Source organism: Pseudomonas sp. NY15181 (genome assembly GCF_048068055.1).
Classification (GTDB): domain Bacteria; phylum Pseudomonadota; class Gammaproteobacteria; order Pseudomonadales; family Pseudomonadaceae; genus Pseudomonas.
In genome coordinates this window covers 239,394-263,674 of sequence record NZ_JBLUPT010000006.1, presented here as the reverse complement: position 1 = coordinate 263,674, position 24,281 = coordinate 239,394, and the positions used below count along the sequence as shown (strand labels likewise).

The window sequence follows — 24,281 nt, the reverse complement described above, 5'->3', positions numbered from 1 at the left end:
GTCAGGCCCGCACGCTCTCCCAGGCAATCTGCGCCAGCTGATCCCGGCAATCGATCAGATCGACCCGCGTGCGCCCGGCCAGCCAGTTGCGCGCGTAGTCATGGGTCGGGCCGATCACCACCGAATTGAACAGCTCCGGTGCTAGCGCCTTGAAAGCTCCAGCCTTGCGGTGCTCGGACAGCAACTCAGCGATGCGTCGCCCCTGCTGGCGATTGGCCTCGCGCAATTCGTCGCCAACCTCCCCCGCCTCGACCCGCCCACGGCTGTGCAGGATGAAACGCGCCCACTCCGGATTGGCCGAGACCCAATCGATGTAGGAGGTGACGAAAAGCTTCACCACCGCCTCGGCACTCATCGCCTGCTGCAACCCCGCATCGAGCAGCGCCGCGTACTGACCGACGCCAGCGAGGTAGAGCGCACCGATGATCCGCTCCTTGTTGCCATAGTGGTGATAAAGGCTGCCGATGCTGGCACCGGAGCGGTCACGGATCATCTCGATGGTGGTGGCGTCCACGCCGGATTCACTGAAGCAGGCCAGCGCAGCCTGGAGGATGTCGTCTTTGCGGGAAGGTCGGGCCATGGGGTTCCTGTCGGGCTATGAGCACCCGAAAAGCATTCTAGAATATTTTTCTAGAATTAATTTCTAGTCTTCGTATACTGCCTGGGCGCGCATCCATCTTCAATCCGCTTTGCCCCGGAGTTGCCATGAGTCAGATGATGCAAATGTACCAGCAAGCCGGCCCCGCGCAGTTCAGCGCCATGATCGGCCAGGTCGCCCCCTACTTCGCCAGCATTGCCCCGCAGTTCGTCGAACTGCGCCCCGGCTACGCGGAAGTGACCTTCCCCAAGCGCCGCGAAGTGCTCAACCACATCGGCACTGTCCACGCCATTGCCTTGTGCAACGCCGCCGAACTCGCGGCCGGGACCATGACCGACGTATCGATCCCCAAGGGCCGGCGTTGGATTCCCCGCGGCATGACGGTGGAATACCTGGCCAAGGCGGACGGCGACGTGCGCGCTGTGGCCGATGGCAGCGACGTCAACTGGAACCAGGAGGGTGACATCATCGTTCCGGTGCTCGCCTACGTCGGCGACAAGAAGGTCTTCCGCGCCGAGATCACCATGTACGTCAGCCAGGCCTGACGGGTTCGGCCCGGCACTGCCGGGCCCTTTTTCACGGAGTCCGCCATGATCACCCCGCTCCCGCGTTCCCTGGAAAACGGCAACGGCCACATTCTCTCCAGCCACTGGTACTACCCGACCGGCCAAGCCCGTGGCGCCGTACTGATCGTCCCCGCCATGGGCGTCGAGCAACGCTTCTACACCGCCTTCGCCAACTGGCTGGCAGAGCGCGGACACCTGGTCGTGACCTTCGATTACGTCGGCATGGGGCAGTCCCGTAGCGGCCACCTGCGCGACCTGGACGTTGACGTTCTGGCCTGGGGCAACCACGACTGCAGCGCCATGCTCGACGCGGTGATCGAGGCCGCAGGCGACCTTCCGGTGTACTGGATCGGCCACAGCCTGGGCGGGCAGATCCTGCCCTTCGTGCGCGGCAACGAGCGCATCCACCGCGCCTTCACCATCGCCACCGGCAGCGGCTACTGGCGCGAGAACACCAAGAGCTTGCGGCACAAGGCCTGGCTGCTCTGGTACTGCCTGGCGCCGACCATCACGCCGCTGCTGGGCTACTTCCCCGGCAAGCGCCTGGGTGTGGTAGGGGACCTGCCGCGCGGGGTGATCGAGCAATGGCGGCGCTGGTGCCTGAATCCGGAATACTCGGTGGGCGCAGAAGGCGGCGCAGTACGCGAGGCGTACTCCTCGGTGCGCACGCCCATCACCTCCATCTCCTTCACCGACGACGAGATGATGTCCGGGCGCAACACCGAATCGCTGCACGGCTTCTACCGTGGCGCGGCGAAGACGGTGAAACGCATCGCCCCGGAAGACATCGGCGTGAAGCGCATCGGCCACTTCGGCTTCTTCCGCAGCCAGTTCGCCGATTCGCTGTGGGCGGATTACCTGCTGCCGGACCTGGGTTGAACCCAGGCCCGGCACGGGCATCAGTCCAGGTTCACCAGCACCCGCCCAACCAGCTTGCCGGCCAGGATCTGGTGAATGGCGCCAGGAAGGTCATCGAGCTTGACCTCGCGGACCGCCGCTTCGAGGTTGTCGAGCTTCCATTGCAGGGACAGCTTGTCCCACATGGAGGCCTTGACCACCAGCGGCAGCTCCACCGAGTCCACGCCCAGCAGGTTCACGCCGCGCAGGATGAAGGGCAGCACGGTAGCCTTGAAGGCGGCGCCGGCGGTCAGGCCGCAGCAGGCGACGCTGCCACCGTACTGCAATGACTTGACCACGTTGAACAGGATGTCGCCGCCCACGGTGTCCACCGCGCCGGCCCACTGCTCGCGCAGCAGCGGCTTGTCGACGCCATCGGAGATGGTGGCGCGGTCGAGGATCTGCCGTGCGCCAAGACGGTTGAGCAACTCGGCCTGCTCCAGCTTGCCGGTGGCGGCGGCCACGGTGTAGCCCAGCTTCGCCAGCAACATCACCGCGATGCTGCCCACGCCGCCGGTGGCGCCGGTGACCAGGACCGGCCCGGAGGACGGCGTAACGCCGGCGCGTTCGAGCTTGTCGACGCACAGCGCGGCGGTCAGGCCGGCGGTGCCGAGGATCATCGCTTCGCGCAGCGACAGGCCCTGCGGGCGCTTGATCAGCCAGGCAGCGGGCACACGGATGTACTGGCCGAAGCCGCCCGGCGTGTTCATGCCCAGGTCGTAGCCGGTGAGGATCACCTCGTCACCAACGGCGAATTCGCCCACCGAGGACTCCTCCACCACGCCGGCGGCATCGATGCCGGGGGTGTGCGGGTACTTGCGGGTGACGCCACGGTTGCCGCTGGCGGACAGAGCATCCTTGTAGTTCAGCGAGGAATACTTCACCCGCACCAGCACTTCCCCTGCCGGCAAATCGGAAACCTGCCGCTCGGCCACCTGCAGGTCATACACGCCATGCGCGCTTTCCGTGACCCACAACGCCTTGAATGCACTCATCTCGACCCTCCTCTTTCGAAATCAAGCCCGGCGCAGTCCCGCGCCCGGCGGAATCATTGCCAGAAACGGCTGCGCCCCAGACGGTCCCACCAGGTCACCAGCACGCGATCGATCACGCCGCTGACGCCGACGCCGAAGCGCTCCTGGATGGACTTCTTCTGCACATAGCTGAGCTGATAGACATCCGCCTCGCGGGCACGTTCGGCCAGGTATTCGTCACTGGTCTTGAGCTCGTCCACCAGCTTCTTGCCCAGCGCCGCCTGGCCCAGCCAGACCTCGCCGGTGGCGATCTCGTCGATGGCCAGTTGCGGGCGATAGTGGACGACGAAGCGCTTGAACAGTTCGTGGGTGGTTTCCAGGTCTTCCTGGAACTTCTCTCGGCCCTTCTCGGTGTTCTCGCCGAACACAGTCAGGGTGCGTTTGTACTCGCCGGCGGTGAGCACCTCGAAATCGACATCGTGTTTCTTCAGCAGGCGGTGCACGTTGGGCAGCTGCGCCACCACACCGATGGAGCCGAGGATGGCGAAGGGCGCGGAAAGGATGCGCTCGCCGATGCAGGCCATCATGTAGCCGCCGCTGGCCGCGACCTTGTCGACGCAGACGGTCAGCGGCACGCCGGCCTGGCGGATGCGCGCCAGCTGCGAGGCGGCCAGGCCGTAGCCGTGCACCATGCCGCCGCCGCTTTCCAGGCGCAGCACCACTTCGTCGCGCGGGGTGGCCAGGGTCAGCAAGGCGGTCACTTCATGGCGCAGGTGCTCGGTGGCCGAGGCCTTGATGTCGCCGTCGAAGTCCAGCACATAGACGCGGCTCTTCTCGCCGCCCTTCTTCTTTTTCGCGTCCTTCGCCGATTTCGCCTCGGATTTGCGCAGGGACTTCAGCTTGGCCTTCTCCAGCACGCTGTGCTGCAGGCGCTCGCGCAACTCCTTGTAGAAGTCGTTGAGCTTGTGCACCTCCAGGTGCCCGCCGCCGCCACGACGGCCACGGCCGCGCAGCGCGGCGATCACCACCAGGACGATGACGATGGTCACCACCACGGTGAAGGTCTTGGCCAGGAAACCCGCGTAATCCGCTAGAAACTCCACTCACATCCCCTTTTACAATTCTGTTCGCGCACGCGTGACAAGCGCAGTGAATCCCGCAAGCATACCCACGCCGCCGGCCCGCCACCAGCGCTGGCAAACCGCTGCATCAGTCCAGCGAATGGCATTCAAACAAGCGTATGTTTTTTCGTTGACAGCCCCAGGTGATCCTCATAACCTCGCCGGAACTTTCAGCCCTGCCGAGATACTGCGCGTGGGAAGCATCTACCTGATTCGACATGGCCAGGCTTCATTCGGCGCCGACGACTACGACGTGCTCTCGCCCATCGGCGTACGCCAGGCAGAAGTCCTCGGCGAGCACCTGGCTCACCTGGGTCTGCACTTCAACCGCTGCGTCAGTGGCGACCTGCGCCGCCAGCGCCATACCGCCGAAGCGGTGATGGGCCGGTTGAACGATGCCGGCATCGCCACCCCCGCGCTGGAAATCGACCCTGCTTTCAACGAATTCGAAGCCGACGCGGTGATCCGCGCGCACCTGCCGGACCTGCTGGAAATCGAGCCGCAGGCGCTGCACATCATGCGCAACGCCGCCGACCACCGCGCCGAGTTCCAACGCCTGTTCTCCACCGTGATCGCCCGCTGGGTCTCCGGTGAGCACGACAAGGACGGCCTGGTGAGCTGGGCCGAGTTCCTCGACACCGTGCACGGCGGCCTCAAGCGCCTGCTGGAGTCGGCCAGCGGCAAGGACAGCATCGGCGTCTTCACCTCCGGCGGCACCATCACCGCGATGCTCCAGCTGGTGACCGGCATCCCGCCGCTGAACGCCTTCGAACTCAACTGGCAGATCGTCAACACTTCGCTCAACCGCCTGAAGTTCCGCGGCAGCGAAGTGGCCCTGGCTTCCTTCAACAGTCACGTGCATCTGGAATTGTTGAAGGCGCCGGAACTCATCACCTATCGCTGAGTACCGGCCCATTGCGACCTCGACCGTCGCGCGAGAAAACCTAGAAAAGGAATAGAACCATGAGCGTTGCTGACATCGTTTCCACCATGAAGAGCAAGTTCAACGCCAGCGCGGCCGCAGGCCTCGACCTGGTGTTCCAGTTCAACATCGAAGACGGTGACAACCACTACCTGGTGGTCAAGGACGGTACCTGCGAAGTGGTACAGGGCGATGCCGAGAACCCCAACGTCACCCTGATCATGGACAGCGAAACCCTCAAGGGCATCACCAGCGGCGAAACCGACGGCATGCAGGCCTTCATGGCCGGCAAGCTGCGCGCCGAAGGCGACATGATGCTGGCGATGAAGCTGGGCGAACTGTTCCCGGTCTGATCCGAGACGACCTGCCAAGCCGCACGAAAAACCGGAGTCCATGACTCCGGTTTTTTTTATGCCCGCACCCTGTCGCAACCCGCTGATCAGGCAGCCTGATCGGGGTGCAACACCGACGCCAATAACGGCTTCGCGTGCTTGTGACGGCCAGGGTCGGACATTAGATTAGCCAATGATCACCCGGCGCCATCATTGCTCTGTCTGATCCAGATGGAACACGACGCCGGCTTGCGCGCCACCTCGCGCGGTGCCTTGGGCCCCGCGGGGAAGACCAGTAGAAGAAGGGACCAGCATGTCGTTGACTGACCAGACCATCCGCTCCCGCGAAGGCGAAGAACTCGATGCCGCCGTCATCGACGGCTACCTCAAGGACCACATCCCGGGCCTGCAGGGTACGCCGCGCATCAGCCAGTTCCCCGGCGGCGCATCGAACCTGACCTACCTGATCCAGTACGACAACCAGGAGCTGGTCCTGCGTCGTCCGCCCTTCGGCAAGAAGGCCAAGTCGGCCCACGACATGGGCCGCGAGTACCGCATCCTCAACCAGCTCAAGGACGGTTTCCCCTACTGCCCCAAGGCGTACGCCTACTGCACCGACGAATCGGTTATCGGCGCCGAGTTCTACGTCATGGAGCGGGTCAACGGCATCATCCTGCGCAGCGACCTGCCCAAGGAACTGAACCTCGACGCGCAGCAGACCACCACCCTGTGCAAGAGCTTCATCGACAAGTTCGTCGACCTGCACAACGTCGACTACAACGCCTGCGGCCTGGGTGACCTGGGCAAGCCCGAGGGCTACGTGCAGCGCCAGATCGGCGGCTGGATCGATCGCTACGAGAAGTCACTGACCCCCGACGCACCGGCCTGGGAACAGGTGAAGGTGTGGCTGCGCGAGAAGATGCCGGCCGACCACCACAAGCCGGGCATCGTCCACAACGATTACCGCTTCGACAACGTCATCCTCGACCCGAACAACCCGATGCAGATCATCGGCGTGCTCGACTGGGAGATGACCACCATCGGTGACCCGCTGATGGACCTGGGCAACACCCTCGCCTACTGGATCCAGGCCGACGATCCGCAGCCGCTGCAGATGCTGCGCCGCCAGCCCAGCCACGAGCCGGGCATGCTGACCCGTCAGCAGTTCGCCGACTACTACGCCGAGCGCGCCGGCATCCAGATCGACAACCTCGATTACTACTACACCTACGGCCTGTTCCGCCTGGCCGGCATCATGCAGCAGATCTACTACCGCTTCTTCCACGGCCAGACCCAGGACAAGCGCTTCGCCACCTTCATCCACGCCAACAAACTGCTGGAGCAGGTGAGCCTGCAGGTCATCGGCAAGTCCCGCCTGTAAGGGCGCCCTAGCACTAGGAGAACCTGAATGTCCAAGACCCAACTGTTCGACCTCGACGGCAAGATCGCCTTCGTCTCCGGGGCCAGCCGCGGCATCGGCGAGGCCATCGCCAAGCTGCTGGCCCAACAGGGCGCCCACGTGATCGTCTCCAGCCGCAAGATCGACGGCTGCCAGGCTGTGGCCGACGAAATCATCGCCGCCGGCGGTAAGGCCACCGCCATCGCCTGCCACATCGGCGAGATGGAGCAGATCCAGTCCGTCTTCGCGCAGATCCGCGAGCAGTTCGGCCGCCTCGACATCCTGGTCAACAACGCCGCCACCAACCCGCAGTTCTGCAATGTGCTGGACACCGACCTGTCGGCCTTCCAGAAGACCGTCGACGTGAACATCCGCGGCTACTACTTCATGTCCATCGAAGGCGGCAAGCTGATGAAGGCCAACGGCGGCGGCAGCATCATCAACGTCGCCTCGGTCAACGGTGTCACCCCGGGCGAGTTCCAGGGCATCTACTCGGTGACCAAGGCCGCAGTGATCAGCATGACCAAGGTCTTCGCCAAGGAATGCGCGCAGTTCGGCATCCGCTGCAACGCCCTGCTGCCGGGCCTGACCGACACCAAGTTCGCCTCGGCGCTGGTCAGCAACGACTCCATCCGCAACATCGCCCTGCAGCGCATCCCGCTCAAGCGGGTGGCCGACCCGAGCGAAATGGCCGGCGCCGTGCTGTACCTCGCCAGCGATGCGTCCAGCTACACCACTGGTGTAACGCTGAACGTGGACGGTGGTTTCCTCGCCTGAGGCTGGCCACCGAATTGAAAAAGGGAGCCGGTTGGCTCCCTTTTTCATTGCAGGCGTTAGGGCTTTTCGTAGGAGCGAGCTTGCTCGCGAACGCATTGCACCGTCAGGCCTCGGCGTGAAGCGAAGTTCGCGAGCAAGCTCGCTCCTACAGGGACCGGCTGGCCGGCATGCAAACGCGAACGGTTGTACGCCCTACTGCCAATCCTTCAACGCCTGGTTCGCCGCCGGGTTCATCGCCTCGGCGGTCAGCCCGCCCGGCCCGTAGCGCACGGCGAACACCGCCTGGTCGGCCATTGGCAGATAGTTCACCCGCCCTGCTCTCGGCACGAAGGTCAGCAGGTCATGCTGGCCGTCTCGCAGCCAGCGCCAGAGATCGATACCGAACGCGTCCGCAACCAGCGATACCTTGCGCCCCTGCGCCTGCTGCTCGACTGCCAGGAAGCGACCACTTAGATCCTGCAGGCGATACCCCGACGCCAGGCCGATCAGCCGCGCCAGCCCCTTCCACTCCAGCACCCGCGCATCCAGCTGCCAGAGATCGCCGGCCAGCTCCACGCGGCGCTCCTGATCCCCTTCCAGCACCGTGACTTCGAAACGCTGTGGGCTCAACTGCTTGAAGCTCAGGGTGGCCAATGGACGCTCCTGCGGCAGCGGGTCGTAGCTGCGCAGGTCCCAGGCCACCAGCCCTACCAGAGCGGCGAGCGCGATGAACGCGAGGCCCGCCATGCCGCGCAGCCAGCCGAGAAACCAGTGACGGTCGAACAGAATGCGAGCCGCCACCAGCAGGGCCAGCAAGGCCACGAAGGCAATGACCCAGGCCAGACCGTCGTACTGCATCGAAGGATTTCCTTACACGTAGAATTGCCGGCATTATGCGCACCGCGTACCTGCGCGGCCAGCCAGACCGTCGCAGCTTTCGGGCCCGTTAACGTTTCCCTGCCGCCCCATTCCTTACAAGGGAGTGGCGCGACGGGCCCCCGATCAAGGCCGACCCCATGCCCTTCGAACTCGTCGTAGACCCCACTACCCTCGTCATCCTCGCCGGCGTCGCCTTCCTCGCCGGCTTCATCGACGCCATCGCCGGCGGCGGTGGCCTGCTGACCATCCCCGCCCTGCTCACCGCCGGAGTACCGCCGCACCTGGCGCTGGGCACCAACAAGCTGAGTTCGACCTTCGGCGCCGCCGTCGCCAGCTACACCTTCTACCGGCGCAAGCTGTTCCACCCGCGCCAGTGGCGCAACGGCATCATCGGCACCGCAATCGGCGCCGCGCTGGGTGCCTGGGCCGCCCACCTGATGCCGGCGGAATGGCTGAACCGCATGCTGCCGGTGGTGGTGTTCGGCTGTGGCCTGTACCTGTTGTTCGGCAAGACCCCGGAGGCTCCGCTGGACGCCGACCCGAAGATCGCCCAGGGTCGCCAGTGGCCGCAGGGCCTCGGCCTGGGCTTCTACGACGGCGTCGCCGGCCCCGGCACTGGCGCCTTCTGGACCGTCAGCACCCTGCTGATGTACCCGCTGGACCTGGTGCGCGCCAGTGGCGTGGCGCGCAGCATGAACTTCGTCAGCAACGTCCTCGCCCTGGCGGTGTTCATCGCCTCCGGCCAGGTGATCTGGGTGATGGGCCTGTGCATGGGCAGCGCCCTGATGATCGGCGCCTACTTCGGCGCGCGCACGGCGATCGGCGGCGGCGCCAAGTTCATCCGCCCGGTGTTCATCCTGGTGGTGCTGGCATTGACCGTGCGCCTGGCCTGGCAGCACTGGTTCAACGCGGCGTGAGGCGGCGCCTGAAACCTCAGAAACTGTTTACCGATCCTGCGAGCTAGCGCCGTAGTAGGCGGAAGGCGCCCGGAGAGCGGAGTTTACGCTCTGTAAATGAGCATCTGAGGGCGCATTCCAACGCCCTACGGCCGACGCGCAGCGGATCGGAAACAGGTTCTCAGGCGCCGGACAGGATGGGATCGGGCCGGCCGGCGCGGCGCGCCAGGTACAGCTCGATCAGGTAGCGGGCGATGGAGCGCCCGGCGGGCAGACGCGGCAAGTCGTCGATATGGAACCAGCGCGCGTCCTCGATTTCGTCCGGCTGCATGACGATCTCACCGCTGACGTACTCGGCGTGGTAGCCGAACATCAGCGAATGGGGGAACGGCCAGGGCTGGCTGCCGATGTAGCGGATATTGGTGACTTCCACCCCGACCTCTTCGCGCACCTCGCGGGCAACGCAATGCTCGACCGACTCGCCGGGCTCGACGAAGCCGGCCAGGGTGCTGTACACGCCGGGCACGAAGCGCGGCGAACGCGCCAACAGCAGTTCGTCGCCACGGGTCACCAGCACGATCATGCTCGGCGACAACAGCGGGTAACGCTGGATGCCGCAGGGCTCGCACTGCATGGCGCGATCGCGGGGCATGCGCTGGTTGGGCTGCCCGCAGTTGCCGCAGAAGCGGTTCTGCCGCCACCAGATGCCGATTTGGCTGGCGAAGCCGAGCATGGCGAAGATATCGTCCTCGCCTTCCAGCATGAACTGGCGCAGGCCAATCCAGCTGGCACCTTCCAGCGGGTCGGGGCGGTCGATTTCCAGCAGGTACACCGGTTCGCCATCGAACTGGCCGATGGCATGCTCGGACAGTACCGACAGGTCCTGACGCTTCAGCCAGTCACGGGGGAACAGCACCCCATTGCTGTCACCGAGGAACTGCTGCTGGCAGTGGGCAACCGCCCAGCCACCGTGCGCCGCCACCTCGAACAGCGATGATTCCCAGCGTCCGGTACGCATCAGGCGGCCACCGTCAGGCCGAGCGCCTTGACGCTCTCGCTGGCGACGTCCAGTACATCGGGTTGCCCTTCAGGCCGCATCATGGCCCCACCCTCCAGGTAATACTCAAGGCCGGTCAGTGCATCGGCCAGGGTTTCCAGCATCTGCTCGGACGGCATCTGCGTCGTCTCGATCATCTGCCGTTGAATATAGTCGCCACAGGCGCCGACCAGCAGCGCCGCGCGCTCCTGGCCGAGGAACCAGAGGCCGCCTCGCACCGCCTGCAGGCTGATGGGCACGTTGGCCAGGTGCAGCTTGTCGCCATTGGATTCGAGGTAGGCGGTGATCGCCCGCTTGGCCAGCGCCAGGCCCGCCTGGGCCTCGTCGATCACCACGATACGGGCCTCGGCCAGCTGGTGCACGGCGAAGGACTCCTCCTCGCCCAGCGGCACCGTGCGCGCACTCGGACGCTCGCCGCGCTCAAGGTTGCCCACCATGCTCTCGACATAGAGCAAGGTGTCAGCCAGCGCATTGAGGGCGCCCGCATCATCGGTGCCCCCCTTGGCCACCCACCCCGCCACCACCGTGTGCTGGTGCTGCAGGGCGATGGACGCCGAGTTCAGGCCGACCATGCCCAGGGTCTTGGCCAGCTTGCCCAGTTGGGTTTGCAGGATGCCCAGCGCATCGGCCTGGGAGGCGCCGCGCTCGATCAGGTCGAGCTGGTCCTTGACCGCAGTGAGTTCCTCGCGGATCGCCACCGACAGCGAACGCATCACCGACTGGCCGGGGCCGGACAGGCGCTGCGATTCATCCTCCAGCAGGTGATCGGTGAACGGCAGCGGCGCCAGGCCGAACACCTGGCGCAGCTCGCTCGCACGCGGCCCGTGGGTGTCGGCCAGCGCGGTGAGATAGAGCAGTTCCTTGAGCATCTGACGCGGCGTTTCGTACTGCGGATTGCCGATCAGTTGCTTGAGCTCACGGTCCAGGCGGGCGAAGACCTGCTTGCGCGTCTTGCGCGGCAGCATCTGCGCGTCCACCAGTGCCTCCAGCGCGCCGGCGCCGACCCAGCACAGGCGGGTGCGCGAGGCGCTGCCCAGCAGCAGGTCGAGCCTGGCCAGGGCGCGGCTCATCAGCTTCAGGCTGGGGTAGAGATTCTGTTCGCGGATCAGCCCGAGCAGGCCGACCTGGTACATCTGCCGCAACCGGCGAACCTCGCGCTCCGGGTCATCCACCTGCGGCGCGGTGACGGCACGCAGGGGGCGCGGCAGGTCGAGTCGCGCACTGAAGAAGAAGCTCTCCGGCAACGTCGGCTGGCCGGCGGCCTGGCGCACGTCGTTGATCGCCGGCAGCAGCAGCTCGGGGATTTCCTGACGGTGCGCCTCGAGGTTTTCCAGGTAACGGCGCAGCACGTACAGCGCGTTGCCCAGCGCCGCCAGCTGGCCGTCACGGTCCTCGCTGACCCCGGCGGGAATGTCGGTGGCGAGGTTCAGCGCTTCCTGGGCCAGCAGCTCGGCGCCGGCCAGTTCGATCAGATTGAGGGTGCCGCGAATCTGGCTGAGGCACTCGACCGAGTGCTGCAGCAGGTTGCCGTTCTGACGCTCGGCGATGAAGTGCTCGAGATTCTGCTCGGCCTCCTCCATCGTGGTGAACAACTCGTCGCGAACCAGACTGAGGGACGTGGCTCCGGTAACCATCGGCCTAGTGCGCCTCCTGCGCGCAAGAAGAGTGGATGGACATCAATCGGCGAACTCGGGGTTCTTCTTGCTCATGTGCGCCATCATGGCGGTCTGCAGGTCGGCGGACTGCAGCATGGCGGCGTTCCAGGTGGCGATGTATTCCAGGCCGTCCTCGACGCGGTGGTCGCGGGCGTAACCGATCATTTCCTTGGTACCGCGAATGGCGATCGGCGACTTGGCCGCGATCTGCCGGGCGATCTCCATCACCCCGTCCATCAGCGCGGAGTGGTCGGTGTAGACCTTGTTGACCAGACCGATCTGGCGGGCCTCATCGGCGTCTGCGTTGCGCCCGGTGTAGGCCAGTTCGCGCATGATGCCGTCACCGATCAGGCGCGGCAGACGCTGCAGAGTGCCGACATCGGCGGCCATGCCCATGTCGATTTCCTTGATGGAGAACTGCGCATCGCTGCTGCAGTAGCGCATGTCGCAGGCCGAGATCAGGTCGATGCCGCCGCCGATGCAGTAGCCCTGGATCGCGGCGAGCACCGGCTTGCTGCACTTGTCCACGGCGTTGAACGAGCCTTGCAGTTCGAGGATGGTCTTGCGCAGCGCGCGGGCGTTGCGGCCCACGTCCTTGCCCAGTCGGCTGCCGGCCTGGGCCAGCAGGGCGAGGTCGATACCGGCGGAGAAGTGTTTGCCGGCGCCGCTGAGAACCACCACGCGGACTTCATCCGTTTCGTCGGCCCACTGGAAGATATCGATGATTTCCTTCCAGAAGTCGGCGTTCATGGCATTGAGTTTTTCCGGGCGGTTGATCTGCACATGGGCGATCTTGTCCGCCAGTTCGACGCGGAATGCTTTGTACTCGGTCACGGGATGTCCTCGAGATGCCCTGCTTCACGTCCGGGGCGGCTGGCCGCCGCTAGAGCCCGGACCAACGGTTCTTGTAAGTGTCGGAAACAGATGTCGGAAATCGCGTCACTATAACAAGGCAAGACCAAAAGTCGATGCCGTGGTCTGTGACACAGGCCACGGCATCGGGCTCGAGTTGGCTTGCAATTCCGCCATCAAGTGCTTGATCTGACGGGATCGTGCCGAAAGCGACTGCTCAGTCGCCCGCCACCAGCGGCAGCCCCTGGGCGCGGTTGCGGTATTGCCGCCAGGTGTACATCGGGATACCGGCCATGAACACCAGGAAGCCCCAGAAGATCGCCTGCTCGCCGGTGCCGTAGAGCGCCCACAACGAGTAGAGGAAGCCCAGGCAACCGATCGCCAGCACCTGCGGGCGCGAGCGCGGCGAGAAGGAGTCCGGCTTCACCGCCAGCAGCTGCAGCAGCGCCGCGGTGCAGAAGGCATAGGGCACGACGCCGGTCATGGTGCCGAGCAGGATGATGACGTTGAACACCTCCACCAGTTCGCCGTGGCCGTCGACCATCACCAGCGCGGTGACCAGCAGGCCCGAGGCCAGCAGGCCGTTGGCCGGGGCGCCGTTCTTGTTGAGCTTGCCGAGGGACTCCGGGAACAGGCCGTCGCGGGCCGGCGCCACCGGAATCTGCCCTTGCAGCAGTACCCAGCCGTTGAGTGCACCCAGGCAGGCGATCACCGCACCGCCAGCCACCAGGTAGTAGCCCCAGTCGCCCAGCAGGATGCGCGCGGCATCGGCGAACGGCGAGGTGGACTTCGCCAGCACTTCGGGTGGCATCAGCCCCTGCACGGCCGTGATCGAGAGGATGTACACCGCCGCTGCCGCCAGCGTGCCGAACAGCGTGGCGCGGGGAATGGTCTTCTTCGGGTCGCGCACGTCATCCGCCGGCACCGTGGCCGACTCCAGGCCGATGAACGACCAGAGCGTCAGCGCCGCCGTGGTGGCGATGGCCTGGGCGTAGCCCATGTTCGGCAGCTCGCTGGCCGCGGGGATGGTCAGGTAGTCGGGGTTGAAGTGGAACCAGCCGAGGATCCCCACCAACAGCAGCGGGATCAGCTTGAGCGCGGTGAGCAGGTTCTGCACCACGGCGAACGCCGTGATCCCGCGCAGGTTGATCAGGGTGCAGAGCCAGATGGCGCCGATGGCCGTGACGACCATCAGCAACGGGTCGGCCAGCACCGGAATGAACACCCGCAGGTAGCCCACCAGCGTGACGGCGATGGCCGCGTTGCCGATCCAGGCGGCTTTCCAGTAGGTCCAGGCGCACAGGTAGCCGGCGAAGCTGCCGAAACCGTCGCGGGTATAGGCATAGGGACCGCCGGCACCGGGGTTCAGGCGGGCCAGCCGGGCGAAGGTGAAGGCCAGCAGCACCGCCCCCGTAGTCGACACCAGCCAGCCGAACAGGCTGAGCCCACCGTACGCCGCCAGGCTCGACGGCAGCAGGAACACCCCCGAGCCGACCATGTTGCCCACCACCAGCGCGGTGCAGCTCCAGAACCCCATGCTGCCCTTGTTCGCTCCCGCCATCTGCACTCCTTAAAGTCTGCGGCCTTGTTCCATCGCTTCCAGGCTGCCGCGCCGTTCGTGGCGACGACCCCGGATTCTGACTCGATATTCCGATCTGCCCTACAGGGTAGACAGCACAAGGCGAAGGAGGAAACAGTTTCCGCCGTGAATATGCAGGCTTCGAGCGATTTCCCCGCGCGAGATCAATTCGCAGGGCGAAAATTCACCTCAGGTCGCTCAGGCGGAGTCGTACTGCTGGCCAAGAATCCCGAAGGCCTGTTCGAACAGGTTGGCAGGCATCGGCTTGGCGAACAGGTAGCCCTGCCCCTCCGCGCAGTGCTCGGCGCGCAGGCGATCCCGCTGGGCCGAGGTCTCGATGCCTTCGGCGATGGTCTCCAGGTCGAAGCTGCGGGCCATGTCGAGGATCGCGCGGATCACCGACAGATCCTGCCGGGACTCCAGCATGCCGATCACGAAGGAGCGGTCGATCTTGATCCGGCTCAGCGGGTAGGTCTTGAGCAGGCTCAGCGAGGCGTAGCCTGTGCCGAAATCGTCGAAGGCGATCCCCACACCGTAGCTGCGCAGCGTGCGCAGGGTGTTGAGCACCACGTCGTCATGGTTGAGCACGATGTTCTCGGTGATCTCCAGCTCCAGCGCGTCGGCCGGCAGGCCGTGACGCTCCAGTACGTCGAGCACCTGGGCGACCAGGTTGCCCATGCGGAATTGCGCGCCGAACAGGTTCACCCCCATGCGCATGTGCGGCATGCCGTTGCGCCGCCAGTAGGCAACCTGGGCGCAGGCCTCGTCGAGAATCCAGGCTCCGACTATGGCTGCCAGCGGCCCGCCTTCCAGCGACGGCAGGAAGGCCGCCGGGGACAGCAACCCGCGCTGCGGATGCTGCCAGCGGATCAGTGCTTCCGCCCCGCACAGGGAACCGTCCCGCAGGCTCACCTGGGGCTGGTAGTACAGCAGGAATTCGCCGTTGGCCACGGCGCGGTGCAATTCCATGCCGTACAGATGCCGCGCCGCCGCTTCCATCTTCAGCGCCGGAACGAAGACGAAGGCGTGGGCACGGCCGCTGCTCTTGGCCTTGAACAGCGCCAGGTCCGCGTTGCCGACCAGCTCCAGCGCCTCCTGGGCGTGCAGCGGCGCCAGGGCCACACCGCAGCTGGCGGCCACCCGCACCTCGTGGGCATCGATGACGATGGGCTCGGCGATACGGGCGATGGCGGCCTGGGCCAGGCGCATGGCCTGCTCGGGCGAGATCAGGTTCGGTTCGAGAATGGCGAACTCGTCGCCGCCGATGCGTGCCACCGTGGCGTCGGCGCTGACCAGGCGACCCAGTCGCGCGGCGACCTCACGCAGGATGCCGTCACCCACCGCGTGCCCCAGCGAGTCGTTGACGTCCTTGAAGCCGTCCAGGTCGATCATCAGCACCGTCGCCGGACGCGACTGCACCAGGAGGTCTTCGGTGACCCGGTAGAAACGGCCGCGGTTGGCCAGGCCGGTGAGCACGTCGACGCTGGCCAGCTGGCGCAGCGCCTCCTCTTCCTGATGCAGCGCGGTCAGGTCCTTGAGCACCGCCTCGAACTTGAGCTTGCCCTTCTCCGTCCAGCAGAACAGCGTCAGCCCCAGGGCCAGCTCGGTGCCGTCCCGGCGCACGCCGGTGATCTCCGCCGGCACCTCCATGCCGTCCAGCGAAGTGGCGTCGATCGCGCGGTTGACCAGGCTGCGGAACGCGGCGCGACCGCGCTCCGGCAGCAGCAGCTCGAATGCCTGCCCCGCCCCTTCATCCAGCGCATAGCCGTAGAGGTTGGCGGCCGCCTCGTTCCAGGCCACGATCTCGCCCCAGCCGTCGAACCAGACGACCGGCGTGGGCGAACTGCCGGCGTACTCCTCGAACAGCGGCCGGGTGCGCGCCGACATCACTTCGATGCGGCGCAGCTCCAGGCGATCGGCGGCCATGCGCGCCAGTTCGCGCAGGCGCTCCCGGTCGTCGACGGAGAAGTCCTCATGGGGCTGGTTGTCGATGATGCACAAGGCGCCCAGCGGGTGGCCTTCCACTGACAGCAGCGGCACCCCCGCGTAGAAGCGTACGCCGGAAGGCTGGGTCACCAGCGGGTTGTCGTGGAAACGCTCGTCGCGGCGGGCGTCGGGCACCACCATCACCTCGTTCTGGGTGATGGCGTGGGCGCAGAAGGACACGTCGCGGCCCATGTCCACCTCGCCGATGCCCGTGGCCGCGGCAAAGAACACGTGATCGCTGCCAATCATGTTCACAGCAGCCACCGGCATGCCGAACATGCGCACAGCGATCTGCACCACCGGGTCCAGGCTGGGGACCAAGGCTTCATCGTCGAAGCCGTAGTCGGAAAGCGCGCTCAGTCGCTCGCTTTCGTGCGGCAATGTCGAGGGGCAGCGCATGGGGAAACCTCCCTTTTTCCTCGTTTCTCCCTGTACCGATCCCGACAAGAATAGTAGGTCTTTGGAAAAACAGCGGGCCCGGCGCGTCAGGGCCCGCCTTTCACTTGCAGCACTCCACCGTGTAGCGCCGCTCGCCGTTCACCTCGTGGACCTGCAGGCCATGCACGTCCGAATCGAACCCCGGGAAGTTGCGCTCGAAACTCTGCGCAAAGGCCAGGTAGTCGAGGATAGAGCGTGTGGATTCGGTGAATCGCTCACCCGGCATGATCAGCGGGATGCCCGGTGGATAAGGCACCAGCATCACCGCCGCGATGCGCCCCTCCAACTGGTCGATAGGCACCGCCTCCACCTCCCCGCGCACCAGTTGCGCGTAGGCGTGCGCCGGACGCATGGCGATTTCCGGCAGCACGGTGTACATGCGCTTCATCGCCTTGGCGGTAGCGTGGTCGCGGTAGCAGCAATGCAGCTCGTCGCACAGATCGCGCAGCCCCATGCCGGCGTAACGTCCGCCGCCCGCCTGGGCAACGCTCGGCAGCGCCGTGGCCAGCGGCTCGTTGGCGTCATAGCTGCGTTTGAACTCCAGCAGCTCGGTCACCAGGGTGCTCCATTTGCCCTTGGTCACGCCCATGGAGAACAGCACCAGGAAGGAGTACAGGCCGGTCTTCTCCACCACCAGCCCGCGCTCCCAGAGGAAGCGGCTGACCACTGCGGCGGGAATGCCCCGTGCGTCCAGCCGCCCGCCAGCGGTGAGGCCGGGCGTGGCCAGGGTGACCTTGATCGGGTCGAGCAGCACGTAATCCTCGACCGCATCGCCGAAGCCATGCCAGTCGGCATTGGGCTCCAGCACCCAGTCGCGGGTCTTCACCTCGTCGGTGCCCTCCACGCCCGGCGGCTGCCAGACGCAGAACCACCAGTCGTCCTCGGCGAGGTTCTGCCGCACGTTGGCCAGGGCGCGGCGGAAGCTCAGCGCCTCGTCGAAGGTTTCCTGGATCAGCGAGCTCCCCGCCGGGCCTTCCATCATCGCCGAGGCCACGTCCAGCGAGGCGATGATGCCGTACTGCGGCGAGGTGGAGATGTGCATCATGAAGGCTTCGTTGAAGCGCGCCCGGTCGAAGCGCCGGGCGCCGCCGTCCTGCACATGGATCATCGAGGCCTGGCTGAAGGCGGCGAGCATCTTGTGGGTGGAATGGGTGGTGAACACCAGCGGGCCGCTGTCCTGGCGGCTCGTGCCCATGCCGTAACGCCCATCGTAGAAGTCGTGGAAGGCCGCATAGGCGTACCAGGCTTCGTCGAAATGCAGCACCTCGACGCTATCCCCCAGCGCCTGCTTGATCATCTCGGCGTTGTAGCAGAGGCCGTCGTAGGTGGAGTTGGTCACCACCGCCAGCCGGACCTTGGGTTCGCGCCCCTGCGCCAGCGGGCTGGCGGCGATCTTCGCGGCAATCGACTCGCGGCTGAACTCCGACAGCGGAATCGGCCCGATGATGCCCAGTTCATTGCGCTCCGGCATGAGATAGAGCGGAATCGCGCCGGTCATGATGATCGCGTGCAGGATCGACTTGTGGCAGTTGCGGTCCACCAGCACCAGGTCGTCGCGGCAAACCATGGAGTGCCAGACGATCTTGTTCGCCGTCGAGGTGCCGTTGATCACGAAGAAGGTGTGATCGGCGCCGAAATTGCGCGCCGCGCGGGCTTCGGCCTCGGCCAATGGACCGGTGTGGTCGAGCAGCGAGCCCAGCTCCGGCACCGACACCGAGAGGTCCGAGCGCAGGGTGTTCTCCCCGAAGAACTGATGGAACGCCTGCCCCACCGGGCTCTTGCGATAGGCCACTCCACCGCCGTGGCCGGGCGTGTGCCAGGAATAGTTGGACTGCGCGGTGTGCTCCACCAGGGCGCGGAAGAACGGTGGCAGCAGGCCTTCCAGGTACTTGCGCGCGGCGCGGCTGACCTGGCGGGCGAGGAAGGGCACGGTGTCTTCGAACAGGTAGAGGATGCCGCGCAGTTGGTGCAGGTCGGCCATGGACTCGGCCGGCGCGTTCTCGATGGTCATCTGCTCGCCGAGGGCGAAGATCGGCAGCTGCGGCGCCCGCACCCGCGCCATGCGGATCAGTTCCACCACATCCTGCAGCAAGCGCTGGTTCTCCCCCGCCCCCTCGGCGGCGACCAGGATGCAGGCCAGCCCGTGGTGGGTCGACGCGACGATGCGCCCCTCGGCGGAGCTGGCAGTGGAAAGAATGCTGAAGCCGTCCTGCTCCAGCTCGCGGGCGATGTCGCGGACGCGGTCGCCGGCCACGGTGTCGGCCTTGATGTCGCGGTGAACGATGAGGATGGGGAACTTGAGGTCTTTGTACATTGTGAGCCCCTGAGGCGGACGCTCTGCTGGCGTCGATCCTTACTAGAGTATGGACTCACGAAATGTAGGGGAATGCGCTCGGCTGACGGCTGTAATAAAACGTCGCGTTGCCGACAGGTCTGGAACGGGGCTGTGGGCCTCCGCATCCGTTGGGCGTACAACCGCTCGCGGTTGTACGCCGATTCACCATGCCTCATCGGCGGCTCCGGGCTTGAGCTCGGAGCGCCTTGGGGCCAAGGTTAAACGGCGTATAACGCGGAGCGTTATACGCCCTACGTTGACCGCACCGCCGCGCCAATGATTAGCCCGCAAAAACGAAAAAGGCCCCTATCAGGGGCCCTTTCTGATGCAGCGCGAAGGATCACTCCTTCGGCGCTTCCATCTGCACCCACAGCGGCGGAGCACCGGCGGACTTCTCGATCACCGCCAGGCGCGCGACATGCGCCTCGATCTCCGCATCGGTGGCGCGGATCACCCGGGTCAGCCCACGCTCGGCCGCCAGACGACGGATCGCAGTGGCCGTCGCCCGACCGCTGCCATCCCCCTCTGCACCGTTGCCAGCTAGCGACAGGCTGGTCTGGCCACCGGTCATCGCCAGGTAGACGTCGGCAAGGATTTCGGCGTCGAGCAGTGCGCCGTGCAGGTCACGGCCGGAGTTGTCGACGCCATAGCGCTTGCACAGGGCGTCGAGGTTGTTGCGCTGGCCAGGATGGCGCTCGCGGGCCATCAGCAGGGTGTCGAGGATCGAACAGTAGTCGCTGACTTCGGCGCGCTCGGTCTGCCCGATCAGGGCGAACTCGTTGTTGATGAAGCCAACGTCGAACGCCGCGTTATGGATGATCAGCTGCGCGCCGTTGATGAACTCGAAGAAGTCGTTGGCCACCTCGCGGAAGCGCGGCATGTCCTTGACGTATTCGTTGGTGATGCCGTGGACCGCGATGGCGCCTTCGTCGATCTCGCGGTCGGGCTGCAGGTAGACGTGGAAGTGCCGGCCGGTGAGGCGGCGGCCTTCGAGTTCGACGCAACCGATCTCGATGATCCGGTGGCCGTCGGTGACCGGCATACCGGTCGTTTCAGTATCGAGTACGACGCTGCGCATTCTGTGTGAAACCTTTTTTGCGGGGACTGCCCGAAACGCTCCGGGCGACCTTGATCTTGATACCTGGCGCTTAGCGCGGCAGCTCGCTCACACCGCGGTTGGCGAGCATGTCGGCGCGCTCGTTGCCGGGGTGGCCGGTGTGGCCGCGCACCCAGCGCCATTCGACATTATGCCGGTTCACCTGCTCGTCCAGCGCCTGCCACAGGTCGGCGTTCTTCACCGGTTGCTTGGCGGCGGTCTTCCAGCCGCGCTTCTTCCAGTTGACCATCCACTCGGTGATGCCCTGCATCACGTACTGCGAGTCGGTGACGATGCGCACGTCGCAATGCCGCTTGAGCGCTGCCAGGGCCATGATGGCGGCCATCAGTTCCATGCGGTTGTTGGTGGTTTCCGGCTCGCCGCCCCACAGTTCGCGCTCGGCGCCCTTGTAGAACAGCACGGCGCCCCAGCCTCCCGGGCCCGGGTTGCCCTTGCAGGCGCCGTCGGTATAGATCTCAACTTTCTCTTCGCTCATATCGCTCGTGTTCAGGACTCGGAATCTCGGCGGCTGACCTTGGCCACCGGCAGCGGCACCAGTTGCCCGCGCGGCTCGCGGCGGGGTTGGCGCAGGGGGCGCAGGCCGACCACCAGCTTGCGCGCCACCAATAGGTAGAAGCCGGCGCCAGAGCCCTGCAGGACCGGGCCCCAGGTCTCCATGCGGGCCAGGCGGGCCTGCCATTTCGCCGATGCAAGCGGCGGACGATAACACCCGTAGCGGCGTTTCTCCAGCGCGAATCCCAGCAGGTTGAGCCAGTCGCAGACCCGCGTCGGCGAGATGCAGCGGGCACGGCGCAAGGCATCGCGGGCGAAGTAATGGCGGATGCCCCAGGCGCTCCACGGATTGACCCCGACCACCAGCAGGTGCCCGCCCGGCCGCACGCTGCGCGCGGCTTCGCGCAATAACCGGTGAGGCGACAGGCAAAAATCCAGTCCGTGCTGCAACAGCACCACGTCGGCGGCGTGCTCACCCAGTGGCCAGGCCGCCTCGTCGCAGGCGATCTCCACGCCCGGCAACGGCGGCCCCAGGCGCACGCCACGCTGGATGTTGCCGGTGCTGGCCGGCAACTCGGCATGCGGACCGTAATGCACCAGGTAACCACCGAAGTAGCGTTCCAGCTCGTCGGTCAGCAGCTGCTGCTCTTCGGCGAGCATCATGCCGCCGACCGGACCGGCCAGCCAGTCACGCGCCTGGGCGATGAGCTCCAGCCAGTCGGCGTCGGCCTGGGCGAAGGGTTCGGGTTCGATCATCACTACCCCCTGTGGGAGCGCGCGACACAAAAGTGCGTATCCGCACTACTATGCGCCAATGCCCATTACTTAGCGACTTTCCGGCCATGATACAGATAGACGCGCTACCCGCCTTTTCCGACAACTACCTCTGGCTGTTGCAGGATGTAACCCGCCGTCAGTGCGCGGTGGTCGACCCGGGCGATGCCGGCCCGGTGCTGGCCTGGCTGGACGCACACCCCGGCTGGACCCTGACCGACATCCTGGTCACCCACCACCACGCCGACCATGTCGGCGGCGTTGCCCAGCTCAAGGCCGAAACCGGCGCCCGCGTGCTCGGTCCGGCCGGCGAGAAGATCCCTGCACGCGATGAGGCACTGGAAGACGGCGACCGCGTCGAGGTGCTCGGCCTCGGCTTCGAGGTCATCCACGTTCCCGGCCACACCCTCGGGCATATCGCCTACTTCAACCAGGACCACGAGCCGCCGCTGCTGTTCTGCGGCGATACCCTGTTCGCCGCAGGCTGCGGCCGCCTTTTCGAAGGTACACCGGCGCAAATGCACGCCTCGCTGAGCCGTCTGGCTGCACTGCCGGGCCAGACCCAGGTCTATTGCACCCACGAATACACCCTGAGCAACCTGCGCTTCGCCTGCGCGGTGGAACCGGAAAATCCCGAGGTCCGCGCACGCTTCGAAGAAGTCAGCCGCTGGCGCGAGCAGGGGAAGATCAGCCTGCCCTCCTCCATTGCCTTGGAACGGGCGACGAATCCTTTCCTTCGAGTGTCGGAAACATCCGTTAAGAAAATCGCCGACGAGCGGAATGGCCAGGAAATCCGCACGCCGGACGGGGTCTTTGCGGCCATTCGCCGCTGGAAGGACCAGTTCTGACAGGTGGCGAAATCTTGACCAGGGCAGCCGTGGTTCCTAGAATCCCCGAAATTTTTGCCCCGGACACAGTCATCAGCCAATGCCGCCAAAGACCAGCAAGACCTTCGATCTAGACGCATTGGCTCGTTCCATTCGAGTCTCCGTGGTGCTGCTCGCCGCGGGCCTGGCCGGCTGTCAGTCGACCCAGCACGTCGCCCCCGACAGCCAGTCCCGCAATGCCGCCCGCGCCGTCGACGTGAAGTTCAAGCCGGCCTGGTCGGACGCCCAGAACGATATCTGGGAGCGCATGCGTGTCGGATTCCAGTTGCAGGACCAGATCGACACCAACCCGCGTATCGAGCGCCAGCGCCTGTGGTTCATGAGCAACCCGTCGTTCCTGGAAAACGCCAGCGAGCGCGGCAGCCCCTACATGCACTATGTCGTCGAGCGCCTGGAAGAGCGCGACATGCCGCTGGAACTGGCCCTGCTGCCGGTCATCGAAAGCTCCTACAACCCGATGGCGGTGTCCCGCGCCCAGGCCGTCGGCCTGTGGCAGTTCATCCCGAGCACCGGCACCCATTTCAACCTGCGCCAGACCAACTTCTATGACGGTCGCCGCGACATTCAGGCGTCGACCAACGCCGCGCTGACCTACCTGACCCGCCTGCACGACATGTTCAACGGCGACTGGCTACTCGCGCTGGCCGCCTACAACGCCGGCGAAGGCACCGTCAGCCGGGCCATCGAGCGCAACGAGCGCCTCGGCCTGCCGACCGACTACTGGAACCTGCCGCTGCCGCAGGAAACCCAGGACTACGTGCCCAAGTTGCTGGCACTGTCGCAACTGGTGAACGCGCCGACCATCTACGGCATCAACCTCAACCCGATCGCCAACGAGCCCTACTTCACCTCAATTCGTATCAAGCCGGGCCTCGATCTGTCGCGCGTCGCGGCGCTCGCCGACCTCGACGAGGACGAGCTGTACCAGCTCAACCCCGCCTTCAAGCGCAAGGTGACCCTCGACGGCCCGCACCACCTGCTGGTGCCAAAGGACAAGGCCGACACCCTGAAGGCCGGCATCGACACGCTGACGCCGCAGCCGATCAGCGCCTACACCTCGGTCGCCTCCGCGCAGACGTCCAGCAAAGGGCTGCAGCAGTACCGCGTGCGCAAAGGCGACAGCCTGCACAGCATCGCCCAGCGCTACCGCCTGACCGTCGCCGAGCTGAAGTCCGCCAACCGCCTGGGCGCCAACCGCCTGCGCAATGGTCAGGTTCTGGTCATCCCAGGCCAGCCGGGCCGCCCGGTGGTCGAGCCGGAGAGCCCGCGTCAGTTGGCACAGGTCGAGCGCACGTCCACTCGCGGCCAAACCCGCACCTATACCGTGAAGAATGGCGATACCCTCTGGCAGATCGCCAAGAAGAACGACGTCGACGTCGCCGACATCAAGCGTTGGAACAACCTGGACAGCCACGGCGTCAAGCCGGGCCAGACGCTCAAGCTGCAAGGCGGTGCAAGCAGCACGGCCCAGCAGGTCGCTTCGAACGACAAGTCCAAGGAAAAGGTGACTTACTACAAGGTCAAACAGGGCGATTCAATGCAGCTGATCGCCAAACGCTTCAACGTCGAAATGCAGCACATCAAGCGCTGGAACCCGCGCAGTGGCAAGGCCCTGAAGCCGGGCCAGACCCTGACGCTGTACCTCGACACCGCCAGCCGCTGACCATCGTCACGCGCCGCGACGCAAATGTCCCGGCGCGCGGCTTCTGGCGGCACGGACAAGCTGGTACTGTATGGCGCTCGCCTGCCAAGGATCGGACCCTACGCCC

At 65.6% G+C, this 24,281-nt stretch carries 22 protein-coding genes; 9 read left to right on the top strand and 13 right to left on the bottom strand.

Annotated features, from left to right (window positions below; all coding sequences use genetic code 11):
• Window position 1: 1 nt before the first annotated feature.
• Entirely contained in the window at window positions 2–580 is a 579-nt protein-coding gene (locus tag ACNFBT_RS16500) for a TetR/AcrR family transcriptional regulator (protein ID WP_416751091.1), read from the bottom strand.
• 125 nt (window positions 581–705) lie between these two features.
• Between ACNFBT_RS16500 and ACNFBT_RS16495 the strand changes: the two genes are divergently transcribed.
• Both ACNFBT_RS16495 and ACNFBT_RS16490 read left to right on the top strand, forming a co-directional pair.
• Window positions 706–1,143: a hotdog fold domain-containing protein gene (locus ACNFBT_RS16495; protein ID WP_416751089.1), complete on the top strand. Its 438-nt coding sequence runs from the start codon at window positions 706–708 to the stop codon at window positions 1,141–1,143.
• A 45-nt stretch (window positions 1,144–1,188) separates the two neighbouring features.
• Entirely contained in the window at window positions 1,189–2,043 is an 855-nt protein-coding gene (locus ACNFBT_RS16490; RefSeq protein WP_416751087.1) for an alpha/beta fold hydrolase, read from the top strand.
• Between the two features lie 20 nt (window positions 2,044–2,063).
• Here ACNFBT_RS16490 and ACNFBT_RS16485 read toward each other — a convergent pair whose 3' ends face one another.
• Both ACNFBT_RS16485 and sohB read right to left on the bottom strand, forming a co-directional pair.
• The gene (locus tag ACNFBT_RS16485; RefSeq protein ID WP_416751085.1) at window positions 2,064–3,056 is read right to left on the bottom strand and encodes a YhdH/YhfP family quinone oxidoreductase; all 993 of its coding nucleotides are present in this window, start codon (window positions 3,054–3,056) and stop codon (window positions 2,064–2,066) included.
• A 53-nt stretch (window positions 3,057–3,109) separates the two neighbouring features.
• Window positions 3,110–4,138 (bottom strand): protease SohB, encoded by a 1,029-nt coding sequence (sohB, locus tag ACNFBT_RS16480; protein WP_416751083.1) that lies wholly within the window; start codon window positions 4,136–4,138, stop codon window positions 3,110–3,112.
• 211 nt (window positions 4,139–4,349) lie between these two features.
• Between sohB and ACNFBT_RS16475 the strand changes: the two genes are divergently transcribed.
• From ACNFBT_RS16475 to ACNFBT_RS16460, 4 genes are all read left to right on the top strand, one after another.
• A complete protein-coding gene (locus ACNFBT_RS16475) occupies window positions 4,350–5,060 on the top strand; it encodes a histidine phosphatase family protein (RefSeq protein WP_416751081.1) in 711 nt (236 codons plus the stop codon).
• 59 nt (window positions 5,061–5,119) lie between these two features.
• Complete coding sequence (locus ACNFBT_RS16470) at window positions 5,120–5,431, top strand: SCP2 sterol-binding domain-containing protein (RefSeq protein WP_152222698.1); 312 nt, start codon at window positions 5,120–5,122, stop codon at window positions 5,429–5,431.
• Between the two features lie 292 nt (window positions 5,432–5,723).
• Window positions 5,724–6,791, top strand: coding sequence for a phosphotransferase family protein (locus ACNFBT_RS16465; protein WP_416751077.1), 1,068 nt, complete (start codon window positions 5,724–5,726; stop codon window positions 6,789–6,791).
• Window positions 6,792–6,818: 27 nt separating this feature from the next.
• The gene (locus ACNFBT_RS16460) at window positions 6,819–7,586 is read left to right on the top strand and encodes an SDR family oxidoreductase (protein ID WP_416751076.1); all 768 of its coding nucleotides are present in this window, start codon (window positions 6,819–6,821) and stop codon (window positions 7,584–7,586) included.
• 192 nt (window positions 7,587–7,778) lie between these two features.
• On the opposite strand, the gene ACNFBT_RS16455 is transcribed toward ACNFBT_RS16460, so the two are convergent.
• Entirely contained in the window at window positions 7,779–8,423 is a 645-nt protein-coding gene (locus ACNFBT_RS16455) for a hypothetical protein (RefSeq protein ID WP_416751074.1), read from the bottom strand.
• A gap of 158 nt (window positions 8,424–8,581) precedes the next feature.
• Here ACNFBT_RS16455 and ACNFBT_RS16450 point away from each other — a divergent pair, with 158 nt between their 5' ends.
• A complete protein-coding gene (locus tag ACNFBT_RS16450) occupies window positions 8,582–9,361 on the top strand; it encodes a TSUP family transporter (RefSeq protein ID WP_416751073.1) in 780 nt (259 codons plus the stop codon).
• 160 nt (window positions 9,362–9,521) lie between these two features.
• Here ACNFBT_RS16450 and nudC read toward each other — a convergent pair whose 3' ends face one another.
• The 9 genes from nudC to ACNFBT_RS16405 form a co-directional block, all read right to left on the bottom strand.
• Complete coding sequence (gene nudC / locus ACNFBT_RS16445) at window positions 9,522–10,358, bottom strand: NAD(+) diphosphatase (protein WP_416751071.1); 837 nt, start codon at window positions 10,356–10,358, stop codon at window positions 9,522–9,524.
• Complete coding sequence (locus ACNFBT_RS16440) at window positions 10,358–12,031, bottom strand: ferrous iron transporter B (RefSeq protein ID WP_416751069.1); 1,674 nt, start codon at window positions 12,029–12,031, stop codon at window positions 10,358–10,360. The genes nudC and ACNFBT_RS16440 overlap by 1 nt, the downstream gene beginning before the upstream one ends.
• Before the next feature lie 42 nt (window positions 12,032–12,073).
• On the bottom strand, window positions 12,074–12,886 hold the full coding sequence (locus ACNFBT_RS16435; RefSeq protein ID WP_416751067.1) for a crotonase/enoyl-CoA hydratase family protein: 813 nt from the start codon (window positions 12,884–12,886) through the stop codon (window positions 12,074–12,076).
• 235 nt (window positions 12,887–13,121) lie between these two features.
• Window positions 13,122–14,465: an amino acid permease gene (locus ACNFBT_RS16430; protein ID WP_416751065.1), complete on the bottom strand. Its 1,344-nt coding sequence runs from the start codon at window positions 14,463–14,465 to the stop codon at window positions 13,122–13,124.
• A gap of 216 nt (window positions 14,466–14,681) precedes the next feature.
• Window positions 14,682–16,868: a putative bifunctional diguanylate cyclase/phosphodiesterase gene (locus ACNFBT_RS16425; RefSeq protein ID WP_416751063.1), complete on the bottom strand. Its 2,187-nt coding sequence runs from the start codon at window positions 16,866–16,868 to the stop codon at window positions 14,682–14,684.
• Window positions 16,869–16,968: 100 nt separating this feature from the next.
• The gene (locus ACNFBT_RS16420; RefSeq protein WP_416751061.1) at window positions 16,969–19,221 is read right to left on the bottom strand and encodes an Orn/Lys/Arg decarboxylase N-terminal domain-containing protein; all 2,253 of its coding nucleotides are present in this window, start codon (window positions 19,219–19,221) and stop codon (window positions 16,969–16,971) included.
• Window positions 19,222–19,582: 361 nt separating this feature from the next.
• Entirely contained in the window at window positions 19,583–20,320 is a 738-nt protein-coding gene (dnaQ, locus tag ACNFBT_RS16415; protein WP_416751059.1) for a DNA polymerase III subunit epsilon, read from the bottom strand.
• A 70-nt stretch (window positions 20,321–20,390) separates the two neighbouring features.
• Window positions 20,391–20,834 (bottom strand): ribonuclease HI, encoded by a 444-nt coding sequence (gene rnhA, locus ACNFBT_RS16410; RefSeq protein ID WP_192433647.1) that lies wholly within the window; start codon window positions 20,832–20,834, stop codon window positions 20,391–20,393.
• Window positions 20,835–20,845: 11 nt separating this feature from the next.
• Complete coding sequence (locus tag ACNFBT_RS16405; protein WP_416751057.1) at window positions 20,846–21,607, bottom strand: class I SAM-dependent methyltransferase; 762 nt, start codon at window positions 21,605–21,607, stop codon at window positions 20,846–20,848.
• Between the two features lie 86 nt (window positions 21,608–21,693).
• Here ACNFBT_RS16405 and gloB point away from each other — a divergent pair, with 86 nt between their 5' ends.
• Window positions 21,694–22,473, top strand: a complete 780-nt coding sequence (gene gloB / locus ACNFBT_RS16400; protein ID WP_416751055.1) for a hydroxyacylglutathione hydrolase — start codon at window positions 21,694–21,696, stop codon at window positions 22,471–22,473.
• Window positions 22,474–22,552: 79 nt separating this feature from the next.
• Entirely contained in the window at window positions 22,553–24,175 is a 1,623-nt protein-coding gene (locus ACNFBT_RS16395) for a LysM peptidoglycan-binding domain-containing protein (protein WP_416751053.1), read from the top strand.
• The last annotated feature ends 106 nt before the right edge of the window (window positions 24,176–24,281 follow it).

What these genes read in the sequence shown, in the direction of transcription:
- ACNFBT_RS16450 (WP_416751073.1), top strand. Translation starts at nt 8,582, where the DNA reads ATGCCCTTCGAACTCGTCGTAGACCCCACTACCCTCGTCATCCTCGCC.
- ACNFBT_RS16465 (WP_416751077.1), top strand. Translation starts at nt 5,724, where the DNA reads ATGTCGTTGACTGACCAGACCATCCGCTCCCGCGAAGGCGAAGAACTC.
- ACNFBT_RS16485 (WP_416751085.1), bottom strand. Translation starts at nt 3,056, where the DNA reads ATGAGTGCATTCAAGGCGTTGTGGGTCACGGAAAGCGCGCATGGCGTG.
- dnaQ (WP_416751059.1), bottom strand. Translation starts at nt 20,320, where the DNA reads ATGCGCAGCGTCGTACTCGATACTGAAACGACCGGTATGCCGGTCACC.
- ACNFBT_RS16455 (WP_416751074.1), bottom strand. Translation starts at nt 8,423, where the DNA reads ATGCAGTACGACGGTCTGGCCTGGGTCATTGCCTTCGTGGCCTTGCTG.
- ACNFBT_RS16430 (WP_416751065.1), bottom strand. Translation starts at nt 14,465, where the DNA reads ATGGCGGGAGCGAACAAGGGCAGCATGGGGTTCTGGAGCTGCACCGCG.
- ACNFBT_RS16420 (WP_416751061.1), bottom strand. Translation starts at nt 19,221, where the DNA reads ATGTACAAAGACCTCAAGTTCCCCATCCTCATCGTTCACCGCGACATC.
- rnhA (WP_192433647.1), bottom strand. Translation starts at nt 20,834, where the DNA reads ATGAGCGAAGAGAAAGTTGAGATCTATACCGACGGCGCCTGCAAGGGC.
- ACNFBT_RS16395 (WP_416751053.1), top strand. Translation starts at nt 22,553, where the DNA reads ATGCCGCCAAAGACCAGCAAGACCTTCGATCTAGACGCATTGGCTCGT.
- ACNFBT_RS16500 (WP_416751091.1), bottom strand. Translation starts at nt 580, where the DNA reads ATGGCCCGACCTTCCCGCAAAGACGACATCCTCCAGGCTGCGCTGGCC.
- ACNFBT_RS16470 (WP_152222698.1), top strand. Translation starts at nt 5,120, where the DNA reads ATGAGCGTTGCTGACATCGTTTCCACCATGAAGAGCAAGTTCAACGCC.
- gloB (WP_416751055.1), top strand. Translation starts at nt 21,694, where the DNA reads ATGATACAGATAGACGCGCTACCCGCCTTTTCCGACAACTACCTCTGG.
- ACNFBT_RS16495 (WP_416751089.1), top strand. Translation starts at nt 706, where the DNA reads ATGAGTCAGATGATGCAAATGTACCAGCAAGCCGGCCCCGCGCAGTTC.
- ACNFBT_RS16405 (WP_416751057.1), bottom strand. Translation starts at nt 21,607, where the DNA reads ATGATCGAACCCGAACCCTTCGCCCAGGCCGACGCCGACTGGCTGGAG.
- ACNFBT_RS16460 (WP_416751076.1), top strand. Translation starts at nt 6,819, where the DNA reads ATGTCCAAGACCCAACTGTTCGACCTCGACGGCAAGATCGCCTTCGTC.
- nudC (WP_416751071.1), bottom strand. Translation starts at nt 10,358, where the DNA reads ATGCGTACCGGACGCTGGGAATCATCGCTGTTCGAGGTGGCGGCGCAC.
- ACNFBT_RS16490 (WP_416751087.1), top strand. Translation starts at nt 1,189, where the DNA reads ATGATCACCCCGCTCCCGCGTTCCCTGGAAAACGGCAACGGCCACATT.
- ACNFBT_RS16440 (WP_416751069.1), bottom strand. Translation starts at nt 12,031, where the DNA reads ATGGTTACCGGAGCCACGTCCCTCAGTCTGGTTCGCGACGAGTTGTTC.
- ACNFBT_RS16425 (WP_416751063.1), bottom strand. Translation starts at nt 16,868, where the DNA reads ATGCGCTGCCCCTCGACATTGCCGCACGAAAGCGAGCGACTGAGCGCG.